This window comes from Salipiger sp. 1_MG-2023, from assembly GCF_030547555.1.
Lineage (GTDB): Bacteria > Pseudomonadota > Alphaproteobacteria > Rhodobacterales > Rhodobacteraceae > Salipiger.
The window spans coordinates 58,471-72,813 of the sequence record NZ_JAUOQN010000010.1 but is presented as its reverse complement, the minus strand read 5'-3'; the positions used below and the strand labels follow the sequence as shown (position 1 = coordinate 72,813).

At 65.4% G+C, this 14,343-nt stretch carries 15 protein-coding genes; 2 read left to right on the top strand and 13 right to left on the bottom strand.

Features of this window, described 5'->3' with window-relative positions; genetic code table 11:
• Nucleotides 1–116: 116 nt before the first annotated feature.
• The 7 genes from Q4543_RS07240 to Q4543_RS07210 all read right to left on the bottom strand — a co-directional run bounded on the left by Q4543_RS07240 (nucleotide 117) and on the right by Q4543_RS07210 (nucleotide 6,403).
• On the bottom strand, nucleotides 117–638 hold the full coding sequence (locus Q4543_RS07240) for a PQQ-dependent catabolism-associated CXXCW motif protein (protein ID WP_303437137.1): 522 nt from the start codon (nucleotides 636–638) through the stop codon (nucleotides 117–119).
• Nucleotides 635–1,501 (bottom strand): substrate-binding domain-containing protein, encoded by an 867-nt coding sequence (locus Q4543_RS07235; protein WP_303437136.1) that lies wholly within the window; start codon nucleotides 1,499–1,501, stop codon nucleotides 635–637. Before Q4543_RS07235 ends, Q4543_RS07240 begins: the two co-directional genes overlap by 4 nt.
• Complete coding sequence (locus Q4543_RS07230; RefSeq protein ID WP_216003578.1) at nucleotides 1,485–2,009, bottom strand: c-type cytochrome, methanol metabolism-related; 525 nt, start codon at nucleotides 2,007–2,009, stop codon at nucleotides 1,485–1,487. The genes Q4543_RS07235 and Q4543_RS07230 overlap by 17 nt, the downstream gene beginning before the upstream one ends.
• A gap of 80 nt (nucleotides 2,010–2,089) precedes the next feature.
• On the bottom strand, nucleotides 2,090–3,892 hold the full coding sequence (locus Q4543_RS07225) for a methanol/ethanol family PQQ-dependent dehydrogenase (RefSeq protein WP_303437134.1): 1,803 nt from the start codon (nucleotides 3,890–3,892) through the stop codon (nucleotides 2,090–2,092).
• Between the two features lie 150 nt (nucleotides 3,893–4,042).
• Complete coding sequence (locus Q4543_RS07220; protein WP_303437132.1) at nucleotides 4,043–4,423, bottom strand: cytochrome c family protein; 381 nt, start codon at nucleotides 4,421–4,423, stop codon at nucleotides 4,043–4,045.
• A gap of 28 nt (nucleotides 4,424–4,451) precedes the next feature.
• Nucleotides 4,452–5,276 carry an S-formylglutathione hydrolase gene (fghA, locus tag Q4543_RS07215; protein WP_216003575.1) on the bottom strand — a complete coding sequence of 275 codons (825 nt, stop codon included), beginning with the start codon at nucleotides 5,274–5,276 and terminating at the stop codon, nucleotides 4,452–4,454.
• Nucleotides 5,276–6,403: an S-(hydroxymethyl)glutathione dehydrogenase/class III alcohol dehydrogenase gene (locus Q4543_RS07210; RefSeq protein WP_303437130.1), complete on the bottom strand. Its 1,128-nt coding sequence runs from the start codon at nucleotides 6,401–6,403 to the stop codon at nucleotides 5,276–5,278. The genes fghA and Q4543_RS07210 overlap by 1 nt, the downstream gene beginning before the upstream one ends.
• A 157-nt stretch (nucleotides 6,404–6,560) precedes the next feature.
• On the opposite strand from Q4543_RS07210, the gene Q4543_RS07205 reads away from it, so the two are divergent.
• Nucleotides 6,561–7,178 carry a hypothetical protein gene (locus Q4543_RS07205; RefSeq protein ID WP_303437129.1) on the top strand — a complete coding sequence of 206 codons (618 nt, stop codon included), beginning with the start codon at nucleotides 6,561–6,563 and terminating at the stop codon, nucleotides 7,176–7,178.
• Here Q4543_RS07205 and Q4543_RS07200 read toward each other — a convergent pair.
• Nucleotides 7,175–8,152: a quinoprotein relay system zinc metallohydrolase 2 gene (locus tag Q4543_RS07200; RefSeq protein ID WP_303437128.1), complete on the bottom strand. Its 978-nt coding sequence runs from the start codon at nucleotides 8,150–8,152 to the stop codon at nucleotides 7,175–7,177. The two genes, Q4543_RS07205 and Q4543_RS07200, sit on opposite strands and share 4 nt — an antisense overlap.
• 106 nt (nucleotides 8,153–8,258) lie before the next feature.
• On the opposite strand from Q4543_RS07200, the gene Q4543_RS07195 reads away from it, so the two are divergent.
• Nucleotides 8,259–9,059: a quinoprotein dehydrogenase-associated SoxYZ-like carrier gene (locus tag Q4543_RS07195; protein WP_303437127.1), complete on the top strand. Its 801-nt coding sequence runs from the start codon at nucleotides 8,259–8,261 to the stop codon at nucleotides 9,057–9,059.
• A gap of 6 nt (nucleotides 9,060–9,065) precedes the next feature.
• Here Q4543_RS07195 and Q4543_RS07190 read toward each other — a convergent pair whose 3' ends face one another.
• The 5 genes from Q4543_RS07190 to Q4543_RS07170 all read right to left on the bottom strand — a co-directional run bounded on the left by Q4543_RS07190 (nucleotide 9,066) and on the right by Q4543_RS07170 (nucleotide 14,289).
• On the bottom strand, nucleotides 9,066–9,413 hold the full coding sequence (locus Q4543_RS07190; RefSeq protein ID WP_216003570.1) for a hypothetical protein: 348 nt from the start codon (nucleotides 9,411–9,413) through the stop codon (nucleotides 9,066–9,068).
• Nucleotides 9,410–10,042, bottom strand: coding sequence for a hypothetical protein (locus Q4543_RS07185; protein WP_303437124.1), 633 nt, complete (start codon nucleotides 10,040–10,042; stop codon nucleotides 9,410–9,412). Before Q4543_RS07185 ends, Q4543_RS07190 begins: the two co-directional genes overlap by 4 nt.
• 159 nt (nucleotides 10,043–10,201) lie before the next feature.
• Nucleotides 10,202–12,427, bottom strand: coding sequence for a PAS-domain containing protein (locus Q4543_RS07180; protein ID WP_303437123.1), 2,226 nt, complete (start codon nucleotides 12,425–12,427; stop codon nucleotides 10,202–10,204).
• On the bottom strand, nucleotides 12,424–13,581 hold the full coding sequence (locus Q4543_RS07175) for an FIST N-terminal domain-containing protein (RefSeq protein ID WP_303437122.1): 1,158 nt from the start codon (nucleotides 13,579–13,581) through the stop codon (nucleotides 12,424–12,426). The genes Q4543_RS07180 and Q4543_RS07175 overlap by 4 nt, the downstream gene beginning before the upstream one ends.
• A complete protein-coding gene (locus Q4543_RS07170) occupies nucleotides 13,582–14,289 on the bottom strand; it encodes a response regulator transcription factor (RefSeq protein WP_216003566.1) in 708 nt (235 codons plus the stop codon).
• Nucleotides 14,290–14,343: the final 54 nt, after the last annotated feature.

The following is a 14,343-nucleotide window of genomic DNA, read 5'->3' as shown; positions in this document are numbered from 1 at the left end:
CTGCTCCGGGACAGATGACAAAATATTTCACGTGCTCGGTAAAGCCCCTATCCGAATAATTTGATCAAAAAAATCCATCGCCCGGAAAGCCGCCCAGCGAATGGGCGGACCCAGCGTCAGCCCGGATGCCAGGGGTGCAGCTGTTCGGTGGGGTAATCCTCGGCGCTCCAGCCATCGCTGCCGGTCGGCATCCATGCCACGGCGGAATAGCCATAGCCAAGCGCCCGCTTCGCGGCGTTCCAGCTCATCCAGCAGTCATCAAGGCAAAAGATCACCAGCTGGCGGGCGGAATCGCCGCCAGTGGCGTGGTCAAGCCCGGCGCGGAAATAGGCGTCGATGACCTCGGCGATCTCGCCATAACCGACGTTGGGCAGCCAAATCGCGCCGGGGATCGACTGGCGCGGCTTTTCACGCCAGATCGTGCCCTCGGGCAGGGCGTCGGGCTTTGGCGGGCGCGGCAGCACGTCGATGAACGCGGCGCCCTGTTGCCAGAGCGCGTGGGCGTCCTGTGCGCTGATCACCGTCGCGCCAGACAGGGTTTCGGGCACCGGGGCGCGATACTGCGCCATGCGAAAGCCGTCCGGCTCTTGCGCCACGGCCAGCGCCGGCAGCAACATCAGCGCCAACGCCAGCCTCATTGGCCCAGCTCGATCATCTTGTCGCCCATGTCGGAGACCAGAGGCACCCCGGCCTCGGCAAGAATGGCGTCGATTTCGCCCTGATGGCGTCGAATCAGCGAGTTGAGCTTGCGCTGCCAGACCTTTTCGCCCTGCCGCACGCCCATGGTGATGCGGTAGAACAGCTTGGGGAAATGATCCTCGCGCAACAGCGGGATCACCGCCACATCCATACCGCGCCGCTTGACCAGCGGCCCGGCAATCGGCCCCCACATCACGGCGGCGTCGATGCGGCCCGCCGCCAGATCATCGAGCATCTGCCCGGACGGAGAGTCATGGCGCCGGTCGACGACCAGCTGATAGGGCTTCGCCTTGCCGATCAGCCCGTTGCGCGCCAGATGGTTCGCAGGCGGAGACCCGGCGATGACCCCGATGCGGTGCCCCTGCAACGCCGGATCATCGAGCTTGCGCACCGCCGCCAGATCGCCGCTCGCGGGCACGATCAGCACAAAGGCCGAGGTCATGTAATGGTTCGAATTCAGCACCAGCTCGTGGCCTTGGGCATAGCCCATCACCACGTCGCACTTGCCCGCCTTGAGCGTGTTGCGGATGAACCCGGTGGCCATCGGATACCATTCATATGTGACCGGCAGATCCAGCTTCGATGCGATCAACTCGGCAAGACGGTTCTCATAGCCTGATCCATCCTGCATCGACATCGGATCATTGGCCGGATCGGCGCAAACCCGCAACGCCGTGCGCGAGACAAGATCCGAGGTCTGCGCCCCGCCCGGCGCACCATGGCAGGCCAGCAGAGCGGTCAGCGCCAGCACCAAGCGCCGCTGTCGGCAGGCCGAACGCAGCGCCTCAGCCCATGCAGGCATTTTCGGTCTCGGCATAGACGTCGGATTTGGCTTCCTTCTTGGCGGGGCGGCCACGGTCGATCGCGCCAGAGCCATGCGCCTTGAGATAGGTGTAGATGTCATCGAGGTAGCACATCACGTTCGGGTTGACCCCGAAGGCGGGCATCACCGAATTTTCCGCCGCGCCGACCTTGCGCCGCCCATTGGTCACCACGTCGAGGAAATCGTAGTAATCCATCTCGACGGCGGACTCCTTCAGCGCCGGAGCATAGGTCGACCCCTCGCCGTCGGGGCCGTGGCAGACATGGCATTCGGCGTGATAACGGCGGAAGCCGGAAAAGGTCGGCCAGTCGACCGTGCCGTCTTCGGCGACGTTGAAGGTGGGCACGCCATCCTCGGTGAAATAGCGGCCATCCTCTTGGTAATCCACCTTGATGTTGGGATCGTCCATCGAGACGCCCTCGGCGGCGGACAGGGCAGAGCCAGCCACAAGGGCGGCTGCCGCGATCAGGATGTGGGGTCGGGTCATGGTGTCAGCTGTCCTGCGAATATCATGAAAGGTGAACCGGCGGGGCCATGTGCCCCGCCGGTCCGGCTGATGGCTGCGGATCAGTCGGGCAGGGTAAAGACCGTCAGCTGGCCGCCAAGCGCGGTGTAATCCGACAGGGCCGAATAGCCGCCCACGGCTCCAAGACCGTCGTTCGGATTGGTCAGACCAGCGGCAAGGCCAATGCCCGCCCAGCCGCCAACCCCCGACAGCACGGCGATGTATTGTTTGCCGTCCTGTTCGTAGCTCATCACGTTGCCGATGATGCCCGACGGGGTCTTGAAGCGGTAAAGCTCTTCGCCGGTCTCGGCCGAGATCGCCTTGAGATAGCCTTCGAGCGTGCCGTAGAACACCACGTCGCCCGCGGTGGCCAGCGGGCCGGACCAGACCGAGAACTGCTCGGGCAGCGACCACTTGATCTCGCCCGCGATGTTGTCCCAGGCGATGAAGTTGCCCATGCCGCCATGGCTGTCGGGCGCCGGATACATGGCAAGGGTTGCGCCCACATAGGGCTGGCCCGCCGTATAGCTGACCCGGAACGGTTCATAATCCATGCAGACGTGGTTGGTCGGCACGTAGAACAGTTCGGTCTTGGGCGAATAGGCCGCCGGCTGCTGGTCCTTGGACCCGAGCGCCGCGGGGCAGATGCCGGTGGAGTTGACGTCTTCGCCGTTCTGCGCGGTCGAGTATTCCGCCACCACGGTCGGGCGACCGTAGGTTTCGGACTCCGGGTCCATGTCGACGCCGCTGGTCCAGTTTACCGCCGGATCGAACTTTTCGGCCACCAGCAATTCGCCGGTGATCCGGTCCAGCGTATAGCCAAGCCCGTTGCGGTCGAAATGGGTGAGCAGCTTGCGCTCGGTGCCGTCGATGGTCTGATCGGTGAGGATCATCTCGTTGACGCCGTCATAATCCCATTCGTCGTGGGGGGTCATCTGGTAGACCCACTTGGCCATGCCATCGTCGGGGTCGCGGGCCATGATGGTCATCGACCAGCGGTTGTCGCCCGGGCGCTGCGAGGGGTTCCATGTCGACGGGTTGCCGGTGCCGTAATAGATCAGGTCGGCCTCGGCGTCATAGGAATACCAGCCCCATGTGGTGCCGCCGCCGATCATCCACTGATCGCCTTCCCATGTGTTGGTGCCGCTGTCGGCCCCCACCGGCTTGCCAAGATGCGTGGTGTTTTCGGGATCCATCAGGATGTCGGAATCCGGCCCCATGGAATAGGCGCGCCATTCCTGTTCGCCGGTGTCCATATTGTAGGCGGTCACATGGCCGCGCACCCCGAATTCACCGCCCGAGATGCCGACGATGATCTTATCCTTGACCGGCAGCACGGTGGCGGTGTTGGTCTCGCCCTTGGACGGATCGCCATTGACCACGTCCCACAGCACTTCGCCGCTGTCGGCATCCAGCGCCACGACCTTGGTGTCGGCCTGATGCAGGAAGATCTTGCCATCGGCATAGGCGACGCCGCGGTTCACCGTGTCGCAGCACATCACCGGGATGACATCCGGGTCCTGCTTGGGCGCGTATTTCCACTTGATCTTGCCATCCTCGTTCAGGTCCAGCGCGTAGACCGTGTTGGGGAAGGGCGTGTGCACATACATCATGTCGCCGATCACCAGCGGCGAGCCCTCGTGACCACGCAGCACACCGGTCGAGAAGGTCCACGCGACCTGAAGGTCGCCCACGTTGTCGGCGGTGATCTGGTTGAGTTCGGAATAGCGCTGGTTGGCGTAATCGCCGGTCTGGATCGCCCATTGCGCCGGATTGTCGATCTGCGTCTGCAGATCTTGGTTGGCAAATGCCATCGAGGCGGCGCACAGCGCCAGCCCCGACGTCAGAAGCGTCAGGTTCTTCATGTCCTTCTCCCTTGGTCAAGCGGCGACAGCGTCGCCTCGCTTATGCCGCCCACCCATCGCATCGGGTCGAACGGTACATCCGGATACGGCGCCTCTTCTCCTCCCGCCGTATCCGGAATTTCGCTGTGCAGGGCCCTGCCCTGCGGCCCCTCACGGATGTGTCGCGAGAAACGCGATCACATCGGCGCGCTCCTGTTCCTTGCGCAGGCCGGCAAAGGACATCTTGGTGCCCTTGGCGTAATCCCGCGGCTTTTCAAGGAAATGGCCGAGTTCCTCGGGCGTCCATGTGCCGCCCTCGGCGGCCAGATCCATGAGCACGTCGGAATAGGCGAAATCCTCCTGAGAGGCGATCGCGCGCCCCACGATGCCGTTCAGGATCGGCCCGGTCTTGGTCTTGGCATCCTCTCCAACAGCGTGGCAGGCCATGCATTTTCGGAACACCTTCTCGCCCTTGGCGGCATCGCCTTCGGCGATGGCCGCACCGGCGCTCAGAAGGGTCAGGCAGGCCGTGGCGAGCAGTTTGTCGAGCATATGGGTCTCCTCCCTTTCAGGGTCTTCCTTATTTCAGCCGCGCCGCGTGCCAGGCCACGTGATCGCCGGCAAAGCTGTTCACGAAGAAATACGAGTGATCGTAGCCTTCCTGCATCCGGAACGTGCCCGGCTGGCGCTTTGCCGCCATCGCCTTTGCAAGGCTTTCCGGCTTGAGCAGATCGAGGAACTGGTCCGATGCGCCCTGATCGATCAGCAGGTCCCCCTTCCAGCCGCGCTCCTCCAGCAGCAGCGTGGAATCGTGACCGGCCCAGCAGCCCTCGTCATCGCCAAGATAGGCGCTGAACTGCTTGCGCCCCCAATCCGACGCGGTCGGGTTGGCGATGGGCGCAAAGGCCGACAGGCTGTCGAACATCTCGGGGTTACGCATGGCGATGGTCAGCGCCCCGTGCCCGCCCATGGAATGGCCGGTGATGCCATGGGCGGCGCCAATGCCGTCCATGCCCTCGACGATGCCGCGCAGCTCCTGGGTGATGTAATCATACATCCGGAAATGCGGCTTCCACGGGTCGCGCCGGGCGTTGACGTAAAACCCCGCGCCCTGCCCCAGATCATAGGCATCGTCATTGGCCACCCCCTCGCCGCGCGGCGAGGTATCGGGGAACACCACGGCAAGGCCATGCCTTGCCGCGTGTTCCTGAAAGCCGCCCTTGGTCATCGCGTTTTCATGGGTGCAGGTCAGACCCGACAGGTACCACAGCACCGGCACCGGCCCCTTGGCGGCCTGCGGCGGCATGTAGACCGCGAAGGTCATGTCGCAACCGCAGGTCTCGGAGGCGTGCTTGTACACGCCCTGCACGCCTCCGAAGCTTCTGTTTTCCGCGACGGTCTGCATCAGTATTCGACCACGGCCCGGATCGATTTGCCCTCATGCATAAGGTCGAACCCGTGGTTGATCTCGTCCAGCGTCAGCTTGTGGGTGATCATGGAATCGATCTCGATCTTGCCGTCCATGTACCAGTCGACGAACTTGGGCACATCGGTGCGGCCCTTGGCGCCGCCGAACGCGGTGCCCTTCCAGACCCGGCCGGTGACCAGCTGGAACGGACGGGTGGAAATCTCTGCCCCCGCCGGTGCCACGCCGATGATCACCGACACGCCCCAGCCGCGGTGCGAGCATTCCAGCGCATCGCGCATCACCTTGACGTTGCCAGTGGCGTCAAAGGAATAATCCACGCCGCCGATCTGGTCCGCGCCCTTCTTGGTCAGATCGATGATCGCCTGAACCGTGCTGTCGACCTTGGACGGGTTGATGAAGTGGGTCATGCCGAACTTGCGGCCCATCTCTTCCTTGCTGTCGTTCAGATCGATGCCGATGATCATGTCGGCCCCGGCCATGCGCAGGCCCTGAATGACGTTCAGACCGATGCCGCCAAGACCAAAGACCGCCGCCGTCGAGCCGATTTCGACGCCAGCGGTGTTGATCACCGCGCCGATGCCGGTGGTGACGCCGCAGCCGATGTAGCAGATCTTGTCGAAGGGCGCGTCCTCGCGCACCTTGGCCAGCGCGATTTCCGGCATCACCGTGTGGTTCGCGAAGGTCGAGCAGCCCATGTAATGATAGATCGGCGTGCCATCGAGCATCTTGAACCGGGTGGTGCCGTCGGGCATCAGGCCCTGACCCTGGGTGTTGCGGATCGCGGTGCACATGTTGGTCTTGCCCGACAGGCAGGAATAGCATTCGCGGCATTCCGGCGTGTAGAGCGGGATGACGTGATCGCCCGGCTTGAGCGTGGTGACGCCCTCGCCCACTTCCATCACGATGCCCGCGCCTTCATGGCCGAGGATGCAGGGGAACAGGCCTTCGGGGTCGGCCCCCGAGCGGGTGAATTCGTCGGTGTGGCACAGGCCGGTTGCCTTGATCTCCACAAGAACCTCTCCGGCCTTCGGGCCTTCGAGTTCGACTTCCATGATTTCGAGCGGTTTGCCGGCTTCCAGAGCCACGGCTGCACGGGTTCTCATGCAGACTCCCTTCAACTGAACATATCTGACGCATTTCGGCGCTTGGCCGGAGTATGGGTGCGCGGTCGCATACCGAACAATACATCCATAGGTGTGTATTTGCCGAAATGGACTTCGCGCCCACCCTGTCACATAGTTCCAAAAGGGAGGAAAGTGCATGTATACACATAAATTCCGCATGCTGGCGCTATTGATCACCGGTTGGGCAACCCCGGCGCTTGCGGCGGATTTCTCCGACCCGACATGGCCCTGCATTCAGCGCAAGGTGGAAACGCTCTCGATGGGGCTGATGTGGCCTGCGGCCCTGCCCGAAACCACGCCCGATGCCGACAAGGCGGCAATCCACGAGCTGGCGGCAACGCTGGCGCTGCGCCGCGTCGATCTGGATGCGGCGCGCGCGGCCAGCCAAGGCGTCGCCAGCGAACATGGTCATGACATGGATCTGATGGGCGCGGTGTTTGCACAAACCTTCAACGCGCTGGCGCAGCGCCGCACCCGGATTATCAAGGGCATCGGCGAGGTCGCGCAAAGTCAGGAAAGGCTGTCGCAACGCATCGAGACAGCCCGCGCCGAAATGGACAGCATCATGGCCAGCGACACGCCCGATTACGACCGGGTCGATGCGCTCGAAGAGCAGGTGGATTGGGACAGCCGCATCTTCAACGACCGGCAAAAGACCATCACCTACTTGTGCGAAACCCCGACCCTGCTGGAAAAACGGCTCTATGCCCTGTCACAGATCCTGCAGGAGGCGGCCCGCCCCGACGGCGGCTAATCCCATTCCAGCTCGGAAAAGGCGGCGGTGACGTTGCGCCGGTTGAAGGCGTCGAACAGCTGCCACAGCGGCGCCTGCCCCGCCGCGACATGGCCCGCCGCCGCGCCGATGCGCTCGCCCGCGTCGATGGCGGCGCGAGTTTCGTCCGCCAGCACCCGCAGATACTCTGCCTGCGCAAAGCCGCCTTCGGGCCAGTCCAGCACCGGGCCGCCATGGCCCGGCACCAGCCGCGAGACCTCCAGCGTCGCCATCTCGGCCTGCACCGCCTGCCAGCCAGTCAGGCTGCCATCCAGCGCCGGGATATGCCCGTCGAACACGAGGTCTCCGGCAAAGAACGTGCCGCTCGCCTCGTCAAGCACCGTCAGATCGGTGCCGCTATGGGCCAGCGGCCATGCCCGCAGCAACAGGCGCCGCCCGCCAAGGTCGATGACACGGCTGTCCGCGACTTCGGCGGTGACCTCGGGCAGCGCCGTGCCAAGGCCCGCCGCCCCCATCAGCCGCGCCGCGCTTTGCAGATAGCTCGCGCCGCGATCCGCAAGCGCCCGCGCCAGCCCCGCGCGGCCCACCACCTGCGCCCCGTCGAACACCGTGGCCCCCAGCACGTGATCGGGGTGCACATGGGTCAGGATGACATGGCTGACCGGCAGGTCGGTTTGCGCCCGGATCGCCCGCCAGAGCGCCTCGCCCACCTGCGCCGAGCCGCCGCTGTCGATCACCGCCACCGAGCGCTGCCCCAGCACAAAGCCAAGGTTGGCGATATCCCCGGCGTTTTGCGCATCGGCCTCGGCCACCTGCCCGCGATGCACAAAAACACCGGGGGCGATCTCGCTGACCTCCAGCGCCGGGCCAAGCGGCACACAGCGCGCGCCCTGCGGCAGCGCGGCGCCGCAGGCCTCGGCCTCGAACCCGGGCAACAGCGCCTCGCGGCAAGGCGCGCCGGACAGCGCGCAAATGGTCAGGACGGCTTCGAACATGCGGCTTTATCGCGCCTTGGCGGGCAGCGCGCGATACCGACCATGCGCTCGGTATCGCGAGGCCGCGCTTCATGGCAGGCTAGACGGATCATGCGAGGAGGAGAGCATGGCCCCTACCCTGATCCCCGCCGCCCTGGCGGCCTGTCTGGCCTTTCCTGCGCTGGCCGCAGACACCGGCAACCCGCTGCAAGACAGCCCCACATGGGACTCGCTGCGCGGCGATATCATTGGCGATGCCCCGATCGCCGCCGCCGACGGGCGCTTCACCGTGGAGGCCCCCTACCGCGCCGAAGACGCCGCGACGGTGCCGATCCGCATCCGCGCCAGCGACGGCCCAGCCATCGACAGCCTGACGCTGGTGATCGATGAAAACCCCGCGCCCGTCGCCGGAACCTTCCGCTTTGGTCCGGCCATGGCCCCGCTGGATTTCGAACTGCGCGTGCGGGTCAACCAGTACTCCGATGTCCGCGTCATCGCGGGCTACGCCGACGGGCTGCGCATGGATGGACGTTTCGTCAAGGCATCGGGCGGCTGCTCGGCCCCGGCCACCAAAGACCCGGCGCAGGCGCTTGCCGGGCTCGGCCAGATGAAGCTGCGGCTGTTTGCCGATGCGCCGCAGATTTCCGGTGCCCGGCGCGAAGCTCAGGTGATGATCCGCCACCCGAATTATTCCGGGCTGCAACAGGATCCGCTCACCCACCTGTTCATCCCGGCGCATTTCCTCGATCACATCGAGGTCTGGCAAGGCGCAGAGCAGCTGTTCGCCATGGATGGCGGCATCTCGATCTCGGAAAACCCGGCATTCCGCTTTGCCTATACCGACAACGGCGCGCCGGATCTCAGGGTGATCGCCACCGACACCGATGGCAACCGCTTCGAGCAGCTTCTGCAAAAGGCCGACGGCTGACCGGCCTCAGAAGAAACAGATCACCTCGGCTTCGGCCTGGGCACGGCGCAGCTCGGCGACAAGCGTGTTGGCAGCGACCGCGCTGTTGAAAATCGCCATGCGCTCACCGCCGGTCAGCCGCATCGACAGCACGGTCTCGGCCTCGACATAGGCATCATAAGGCAGGATCGCCGCGATCTCGTCGATCGAACAGGCGCAGCGCCGCAGGCTGTCGCGGCTCTGCCCGTTCGCGGCCATGCAGCCGAAAACGTAATCCGCCCGCGCCTCGGTGGGGTAATCGTTCAGCCGCTCGGCGACGCTCTGCGCTCCGGCGGCGCAAGGCAGCGCCAGCAGCAAGACCAGCGCCCGGATCATTGCACCCCCTCGAGACGCAGCTCCGACAGGTAGCCCGCCTCGCCCGGCGCCTCGGCCACAAGGCTCAGATACCAGCCCGGCACCCTGTCCGACATGGTCACCCGCAGCTCAAGATCGCCAAACCCCCGCATCCGCGCCCGGTTGGGATCGCTCTCGAAGGGCCGCAGCGTCACCGTCTGCACCGGCACCGTCTCACCATTCACCTCGGCCTCGCCGCTCACCACCTCGGCTGGGCGGGTCAGCGCCTCCTTCACCCGGTTGCGAATGTAGAACGGCGAGCCGCCCGCCGTCACGGCCATGTCCCGCACCACGCTTTCATAGAAATACATGATCATCGGGTTGCCACCGCTGGCCGGAAACGTACCAAGCCCACGATGCCTGCCACCCTGCTCGAACCGAAGGTTCGCCATCGCCGCATCGAACGAGATCTCGACAGTGCCGGTATCGCGCGCCGCCGCCTCGGGATTGGCGGCATTGCTGACGGCGCGACCATAGCGCAGCACCTCGTCGGCGCCGATCTCATCCAGCGTGCCCTCGCGGAACAGCAGATCATAGGTCTCGCTCACCGCCGCCGCCGCCGGCCCGGCAAGACAGGCCAATGCGGCCAGCACCGTCAAACTCTTGCGCATGGTCATAATCCTCCCTGCCGCGCAGCCTAGCGCCCCCATCCGCACTGTCAGCGCAGACCTTCGTCTGTGCCCGGCGCCCGGTGTTTCTTCTGGCAAAAAATATCCCGGGGGGAGGCTCCGCAAGGAGACGGGGGGCAGCGCCCCCTCTGCCCATCCCGCCTACTCCGCCGCGTCCTCAGGGGCCTGCCAGCGCAGCTTCCAGTCGATCAGGGGCCGCAGCCGCGACAGCTGCACCGGCTTGGTCAGCACAGAAAACCCCTCGGCCGCGCCCTTCCTGAGCAGCGCGTTGCCACGATCGGCGGTGATCATGATCGCCGGAACCCGCACCCCGCTCAGCGCCCGCACCGCCGCGATCGCCCGGTCCCCGGTCTCGCCATCATCCAGCTGGTAATCCGCCAGCACGATGTCTGGCGCCATCCCCATGTCGCGCACATGCCCCAACGCCTCGTCGATGCTGCGCGCCGCGAACACGCTCGCCCCCCATTGCTCCAGCTTGCCGGTGAAGGCGTACAGCACATCCGGATCGTTCTCGATCAGCAGAACGATGTGATCCATATCCTGCGATGCGGCCTCGGGGGCCTGCCCGCGATCCTCTGCCGCCGCCCGCCGCTGCAGCGCTTCCATCTCGATGGAAAACACCGATCCGGCCCCCGGCTTGGAGCGCACCCGCACCTTGTGCCCCAGATGGCGGCAGGTGCGATCGACAATCGACAACCCCAGCCCCACGCCCGAGCCGGGCGGCACGTTGTCGGCCCGGGTAAATTCCTCGAAAATGCGCGTCTGGTCCTTGCGGCTGATGCCGACCCCGGTGTCCCAGACCTGCAAGTCCACCACGGCGCCGCGCCGCCGACAGCCGACCAGCACCCGCCCGCCGTCCGGCGTATACTGGATCGCGTTCACCACGAGGTTCTGAATCGAGCGCAGCAGATAGACCGGGTCGGATTTCACCACGATCATGCTCGGCACCATGTCCAGCGTCACCCCCTTGCGCTGCGCCAACGGCATCTGATCCTCCCAGACCGAGCGCATCAGCGTGCCAAGACAGACCTCGGAGGGCAGCAGCCCGCGATCCAGCGAATCCAGCCGGGAGATATCCAGCAGCGAATGCAGCAGCTGTTCGATGGAATTGAACGAGCCGTCCAGCCGCTCCACCGTCGGGGCAAAGCGCGTGCCCGATACGCTGTCCACCAGCATCGCGATCAGCAGCTTGGCGGCATTCACCGGCTGCAACAGATCATGCGAGGCGGCCGCAAGGAACCGCGTCTTGGACGACACCGCCGCCTCGGCGCGCTCCTTGGCAACGCGCAGCTCTTCCTCGACACGGGCCATCTCGTCGAACTGCTCGCGCAGCTGGGCGTTGGCATGGGTCAGCTCTTCGGTGCGCTCGGCCACGCGGTTTTCCAGCATCTCGGTGGCGCGGCTTTCCAGCGTCACGTCCTTGAGCTCCAGCAGCACGCCGCCATCGGGCAGCTGATACGCGTGCAGATCGAGCATCCGCCCCGACAGATGCCGCATCCGCCGCCGCAGCCGCCCCTGCCGTTCCAGCCGGTCAAGCCATTGCGCGATCTCGAACACACTCGCATCGACAATCAGCCCGTGCTGCGCCACGTAATCCAGCACCTGCGCCAGATCGGTGCCCTTTTGCAGCATCGTATAGGGCAGGCCCAGCAGCGCGCGGAACTGCATGTTGTACATGCGCACGACGCCGGTCGCCGAAAACGTGCACACCCCCGAAGTCATGTTTTCGAACACCGCCTGAAGGTAATCGGCGTGCCCTTCGACGAGCTGTTCCTTTTCCGACCGGTTGCGGCGCACGATGGCGGTGATCTCGGTCAGCAGCAGCACCACCGCCTGCCCCGAGGTGCCCTGAAGGTTGACCTGATACCAGCGATCTCCCTGCAACTCGATCACCAGACTGGCAACCGAAGCGCCCTCGCGCCGCGCCTGCGCCAGCGCTGCGTCAAAGCTGCCCTCGACCGTCACCAGGTGGCGCGAGCTTTCGATGGTGGTCAGGCATTGCTCGATGTCCATGCCCGGCTGAAACCGGCCCGACACGTCCGGCAGCAGCTTGAGGAAAATGTCGTTGCAGACCTCAAGCAAGCCGCCGGTGAACACCGCCACCCCGCCATCAAGCGCCGACAGCGCCTCGGCCAGATTGCGGCGCATGCGTTCGCTGTCATCGCGGGCATGGCGCAGCTCGTCGGTGGTGCGTTCCAGATCGCGGGTCTTGGCCCAGACCTGCGCCTGAAGCGAGATCGCCGACTGGAAGGCGCCATAGGCCGATCCGCCGACCTCGTGCTGGCGCTCGGCGCGGCGCATCAGCGCGTCGATGATCCGGGTCTGCCGGGCGAGCTGCTCTTCGAGCGGCGCGTCGGGGTCGATCATTCCAGCGCCCTCCGGCCCGGTTCAAAGAACGCGACGCCGACGAAGGTCTGGTTCACATGCACGCCGCAATGCTGTTCGCCATAGGTGTTGAAGCCCAGCACCCGGTGGCGCGACAGGATCTCCGACACCTGCGCCACCAGCCCCTTTTTCTGGATCTCGAGCTTGCGCAGCACGCAGTCGAAGCCCAGCACGAAATCGGGCACGTTGCCGCGCGCATCGGTGACGCCAAGCCCCGAGTCCAGCGTTTCAAGGATCTCCTTGCCGCGTCCCAGCGTCAGGATCAGCCCGTCGTCGATGGCGCCCAGAAAGCTCAGCGCATGGGCGCCGGGGGCGTCGTGGATGGCGCGCACGTGGTAATTCATGTTCTGGCGCACCAGCATCGGGTTCTCGGCAAACACCCGTGGCCCCAGCGCATCGGGATCGACGCCGGTGATGCGGGCATATTCCAGCGCGGCGGGCGCGCCGTTCAGCTCCAGCACCAGTCGGTCTTCGGGCAGGGCATGGGTGACCACGACCTGCGTGTCGGTGGGCAGGAAATGGTCGAACCCCAGCCCGGCGAATTCCAGATCGGTTTCCAGCAACAGCAGCAAGGCGGCGTTGCTGTGCAACTGGCCGTCCTGCAAGACAAAGGTCTCGCGAAACGCCAGCTCGTCCCCGGCCGAGCCGCCGAACACCGGCACCTCGCCAAGCGCCGCCTCAAGCGTGGCGGCCAGCATGTCTTCCTGCTTGGCCAGCCCGTCGGCAAAGATCAGCGCCAGCCGGTTCCAGCCGGGCGTGCGGCGGAACGCCTGCGCATGGCCGCGCACCGCGCTGGCGATGGGTTTCATCTGCAACGGCTTGAGCGGCGAGATCAGCAGCGAGGCGCAGCGGAAATGGTCGCGCGGAAAGGCAAGGATCAGCAGCGCCTCGGTCTCGTAGCCTTCGGGGGTGATGGTGCCGGCGGTGGTGCAGCCGAACACCGGCAGCCCGCCCGCGCCGGTTTCAAGCGCCGTCGCAAGGCGCGGCAGGTCCAGCCGCCCCGGCACGAAAGCGAACAGGAAACAGGTTTCGCTCAGATCGAGGCCGCGCAGCGCCTCGGCGACGGCATCCTCGGCCGCCGCCTTGCGCGAGACGGCGACCGTGACATAGCGCGGAGCGACGATGTCGCGCGGCATTCAGCGGCTCAGAAAGACCCGGGCGTCGGCTTCGCCCGCGCCGATACTGGTCGCGGGCTGGGCGTTCTCGACCAGCACCGCCGCCTGCGTGCGGTTGCGCACGCCAAGACGGCGCAGCAGCGCGGTGATATGGGCCTTGACCGTGGCTTCTGCCAGCGACAGCTCGTAGGCGATCTGCTTGTTGGGCATACCGGCGCAGATCAGCTTCATGATCTTCTGCTGTTGCGGGGTCAGCTCCGACAGCTTGGGGTGGTTGGCGATCTCGTCACACACATTGCCGCAATAGGACGGATGCACGTATTTGCGCCCCGCCGCGATCTCGGCCAGCGCATGGCGCAGGACCGGGGCCGATGCGTCCTTGGGCAGAAACCCCGAGGCGCCGTCCTCCATCAGCGCCTGCACGATCTGCACCGATGTCAGCGACGAGATCACCAGGATCGGCGTGTCGGGCAGCACCCGGCGCAGCGCCTGAAACCCCGAGATGCCGGTCACGTCGGGCAGCTTGAGATCGAACATGACAAGGTCCGGCGCAAGGCCTTCCGCCATCAGATCCAGCGCGGCGCGCAGGGTCTGCACCTTGTCTAGGCGGGCGCCCGGGAATGCGAGGCAGATCGCAGCCCCCAAGGCGTCGCTGTAAAGCGGATGGTCGTCGACAATGACAACAGAACTGATCGCGCCGGCGCGCGGCACGTCCATCAAGTCTTTCATAGCAATGTCCTCCCTAACGGAAAGCTATCCCGGTTGCGCCGACTCGCGCAATGG

Excerpts from the sequence above, each read along its gene's own strand:
- Q4543_RS07180 (WP_303437123.1), bottom strand. The coding sequence starts at position 12,427 with ATGATCGACCCCGACGCGCCGCTCGAAGAGCAGCTCGCCCGGCAGACC.
- fghA (WP_216003575.1), bottom strand. The coding sequence starts at position 5,276 with ATGCAGACCGTCGCGGAAAACAGAAGCTTCGGAGGCGTGCAGGGCGTG.
- Q4543_RS07210 (WP_303437130.1), bottom strand. The coding sequence starts at position 6,403 with ATGAGAACCCGTGCAGCCGTGGCTCTGGAAGCCGGCAAACCGCTCGAA.
- Q4543_RS07205 (WP_303437129.1), top strand. The coding sequence starts at position 6,561 with ATGTATACACATAAATTCCGCATGCTGGCGCTATTGATCACCGGTTGG.
- Q4543_RS07175 (WP_303437122.1), bottom strand. The coding sequence starts at position 13,581 with ATGCCGCGCGACATCGTCGCTCCGCGCTATGTCACGGTCGCCGTCTCG.
- Q4543_RS07185 (WP_303437124.1), bottom strand. The coding sequence starts at position 10,042 with ATGCGCAAGAGTTTGACGGTGCTGGCCGCATTGGCCTGTCTTGCCGGG.
- Q4543_RS07190 (WP_216003570.1), bottom strand. The coding sequence starts at position 9,413 with ATGATCCGGGCGCTGGTCTTGCTGCTGGCGCTGCCTTGCGCCGCCGGA.
- Q4543_RS07235 (WP_303437136.1), bottom strand. The coding sequence starts at position 1,501 with ATGCCTGCATGGGCTGAGGCGCTGCGTTCGGCCTGCCGACAGCGGCGC.
- Q4543_RS07220 (WP_303437132.1), bottom strand. The coding sequence starts at position 4,423 with ATGCTCGACAAACTGCTCGCCACGGCCTGCCTGACCCTTCTGAGCGCC.
- Q4543_RS07200 (WP_303437128.1), bottom strand. The coding sequence starts at position 8,152 with ATGTTCGAAGCCGTCCTGACCATTTGCGCGCTGTCCGGCGCGCCTTGC.
- Q4543_RS07195 (WP_303437127.1), top strand. The coding sequence starts at position 8,259 with ATGGCCCCTACCCTGATCCCCGCCGCCCTGGCGGCCTGTCTGGCCTTT.
- Q4543_RS07170 (WP_216003566.1), bottom strand. The coding sequence starts at position 14,289 with ATGAAAGACTTGATGGACGTGCCGCGCGCCGGCGCGATCAGTTCTGTT.
- Q4543_RS07230 (WP_216003578.1), bottom strand. The coding sequence starts at position 2,009 with ATGACCCGACCCCACATCCTGATCGCGGCAGCCGCCCTTGTGGCTGGC.
- Q4543_RS07240 (WP_303437137.1), bottom strand. The coding sequence starts at position 638 with ATGAGGCTGGCGTTGGCGCTGATGTTGCTGCCGGCGCTGGCCGTGGCG.
- Q4543_RS07225 (WP_303437134.1), bottom strand. The coding sequence starts at position 3,892 with ATGAAGAACCTGACGCTTCTGACGTCGGGGCTGGCGCTGTGCGCCGCC.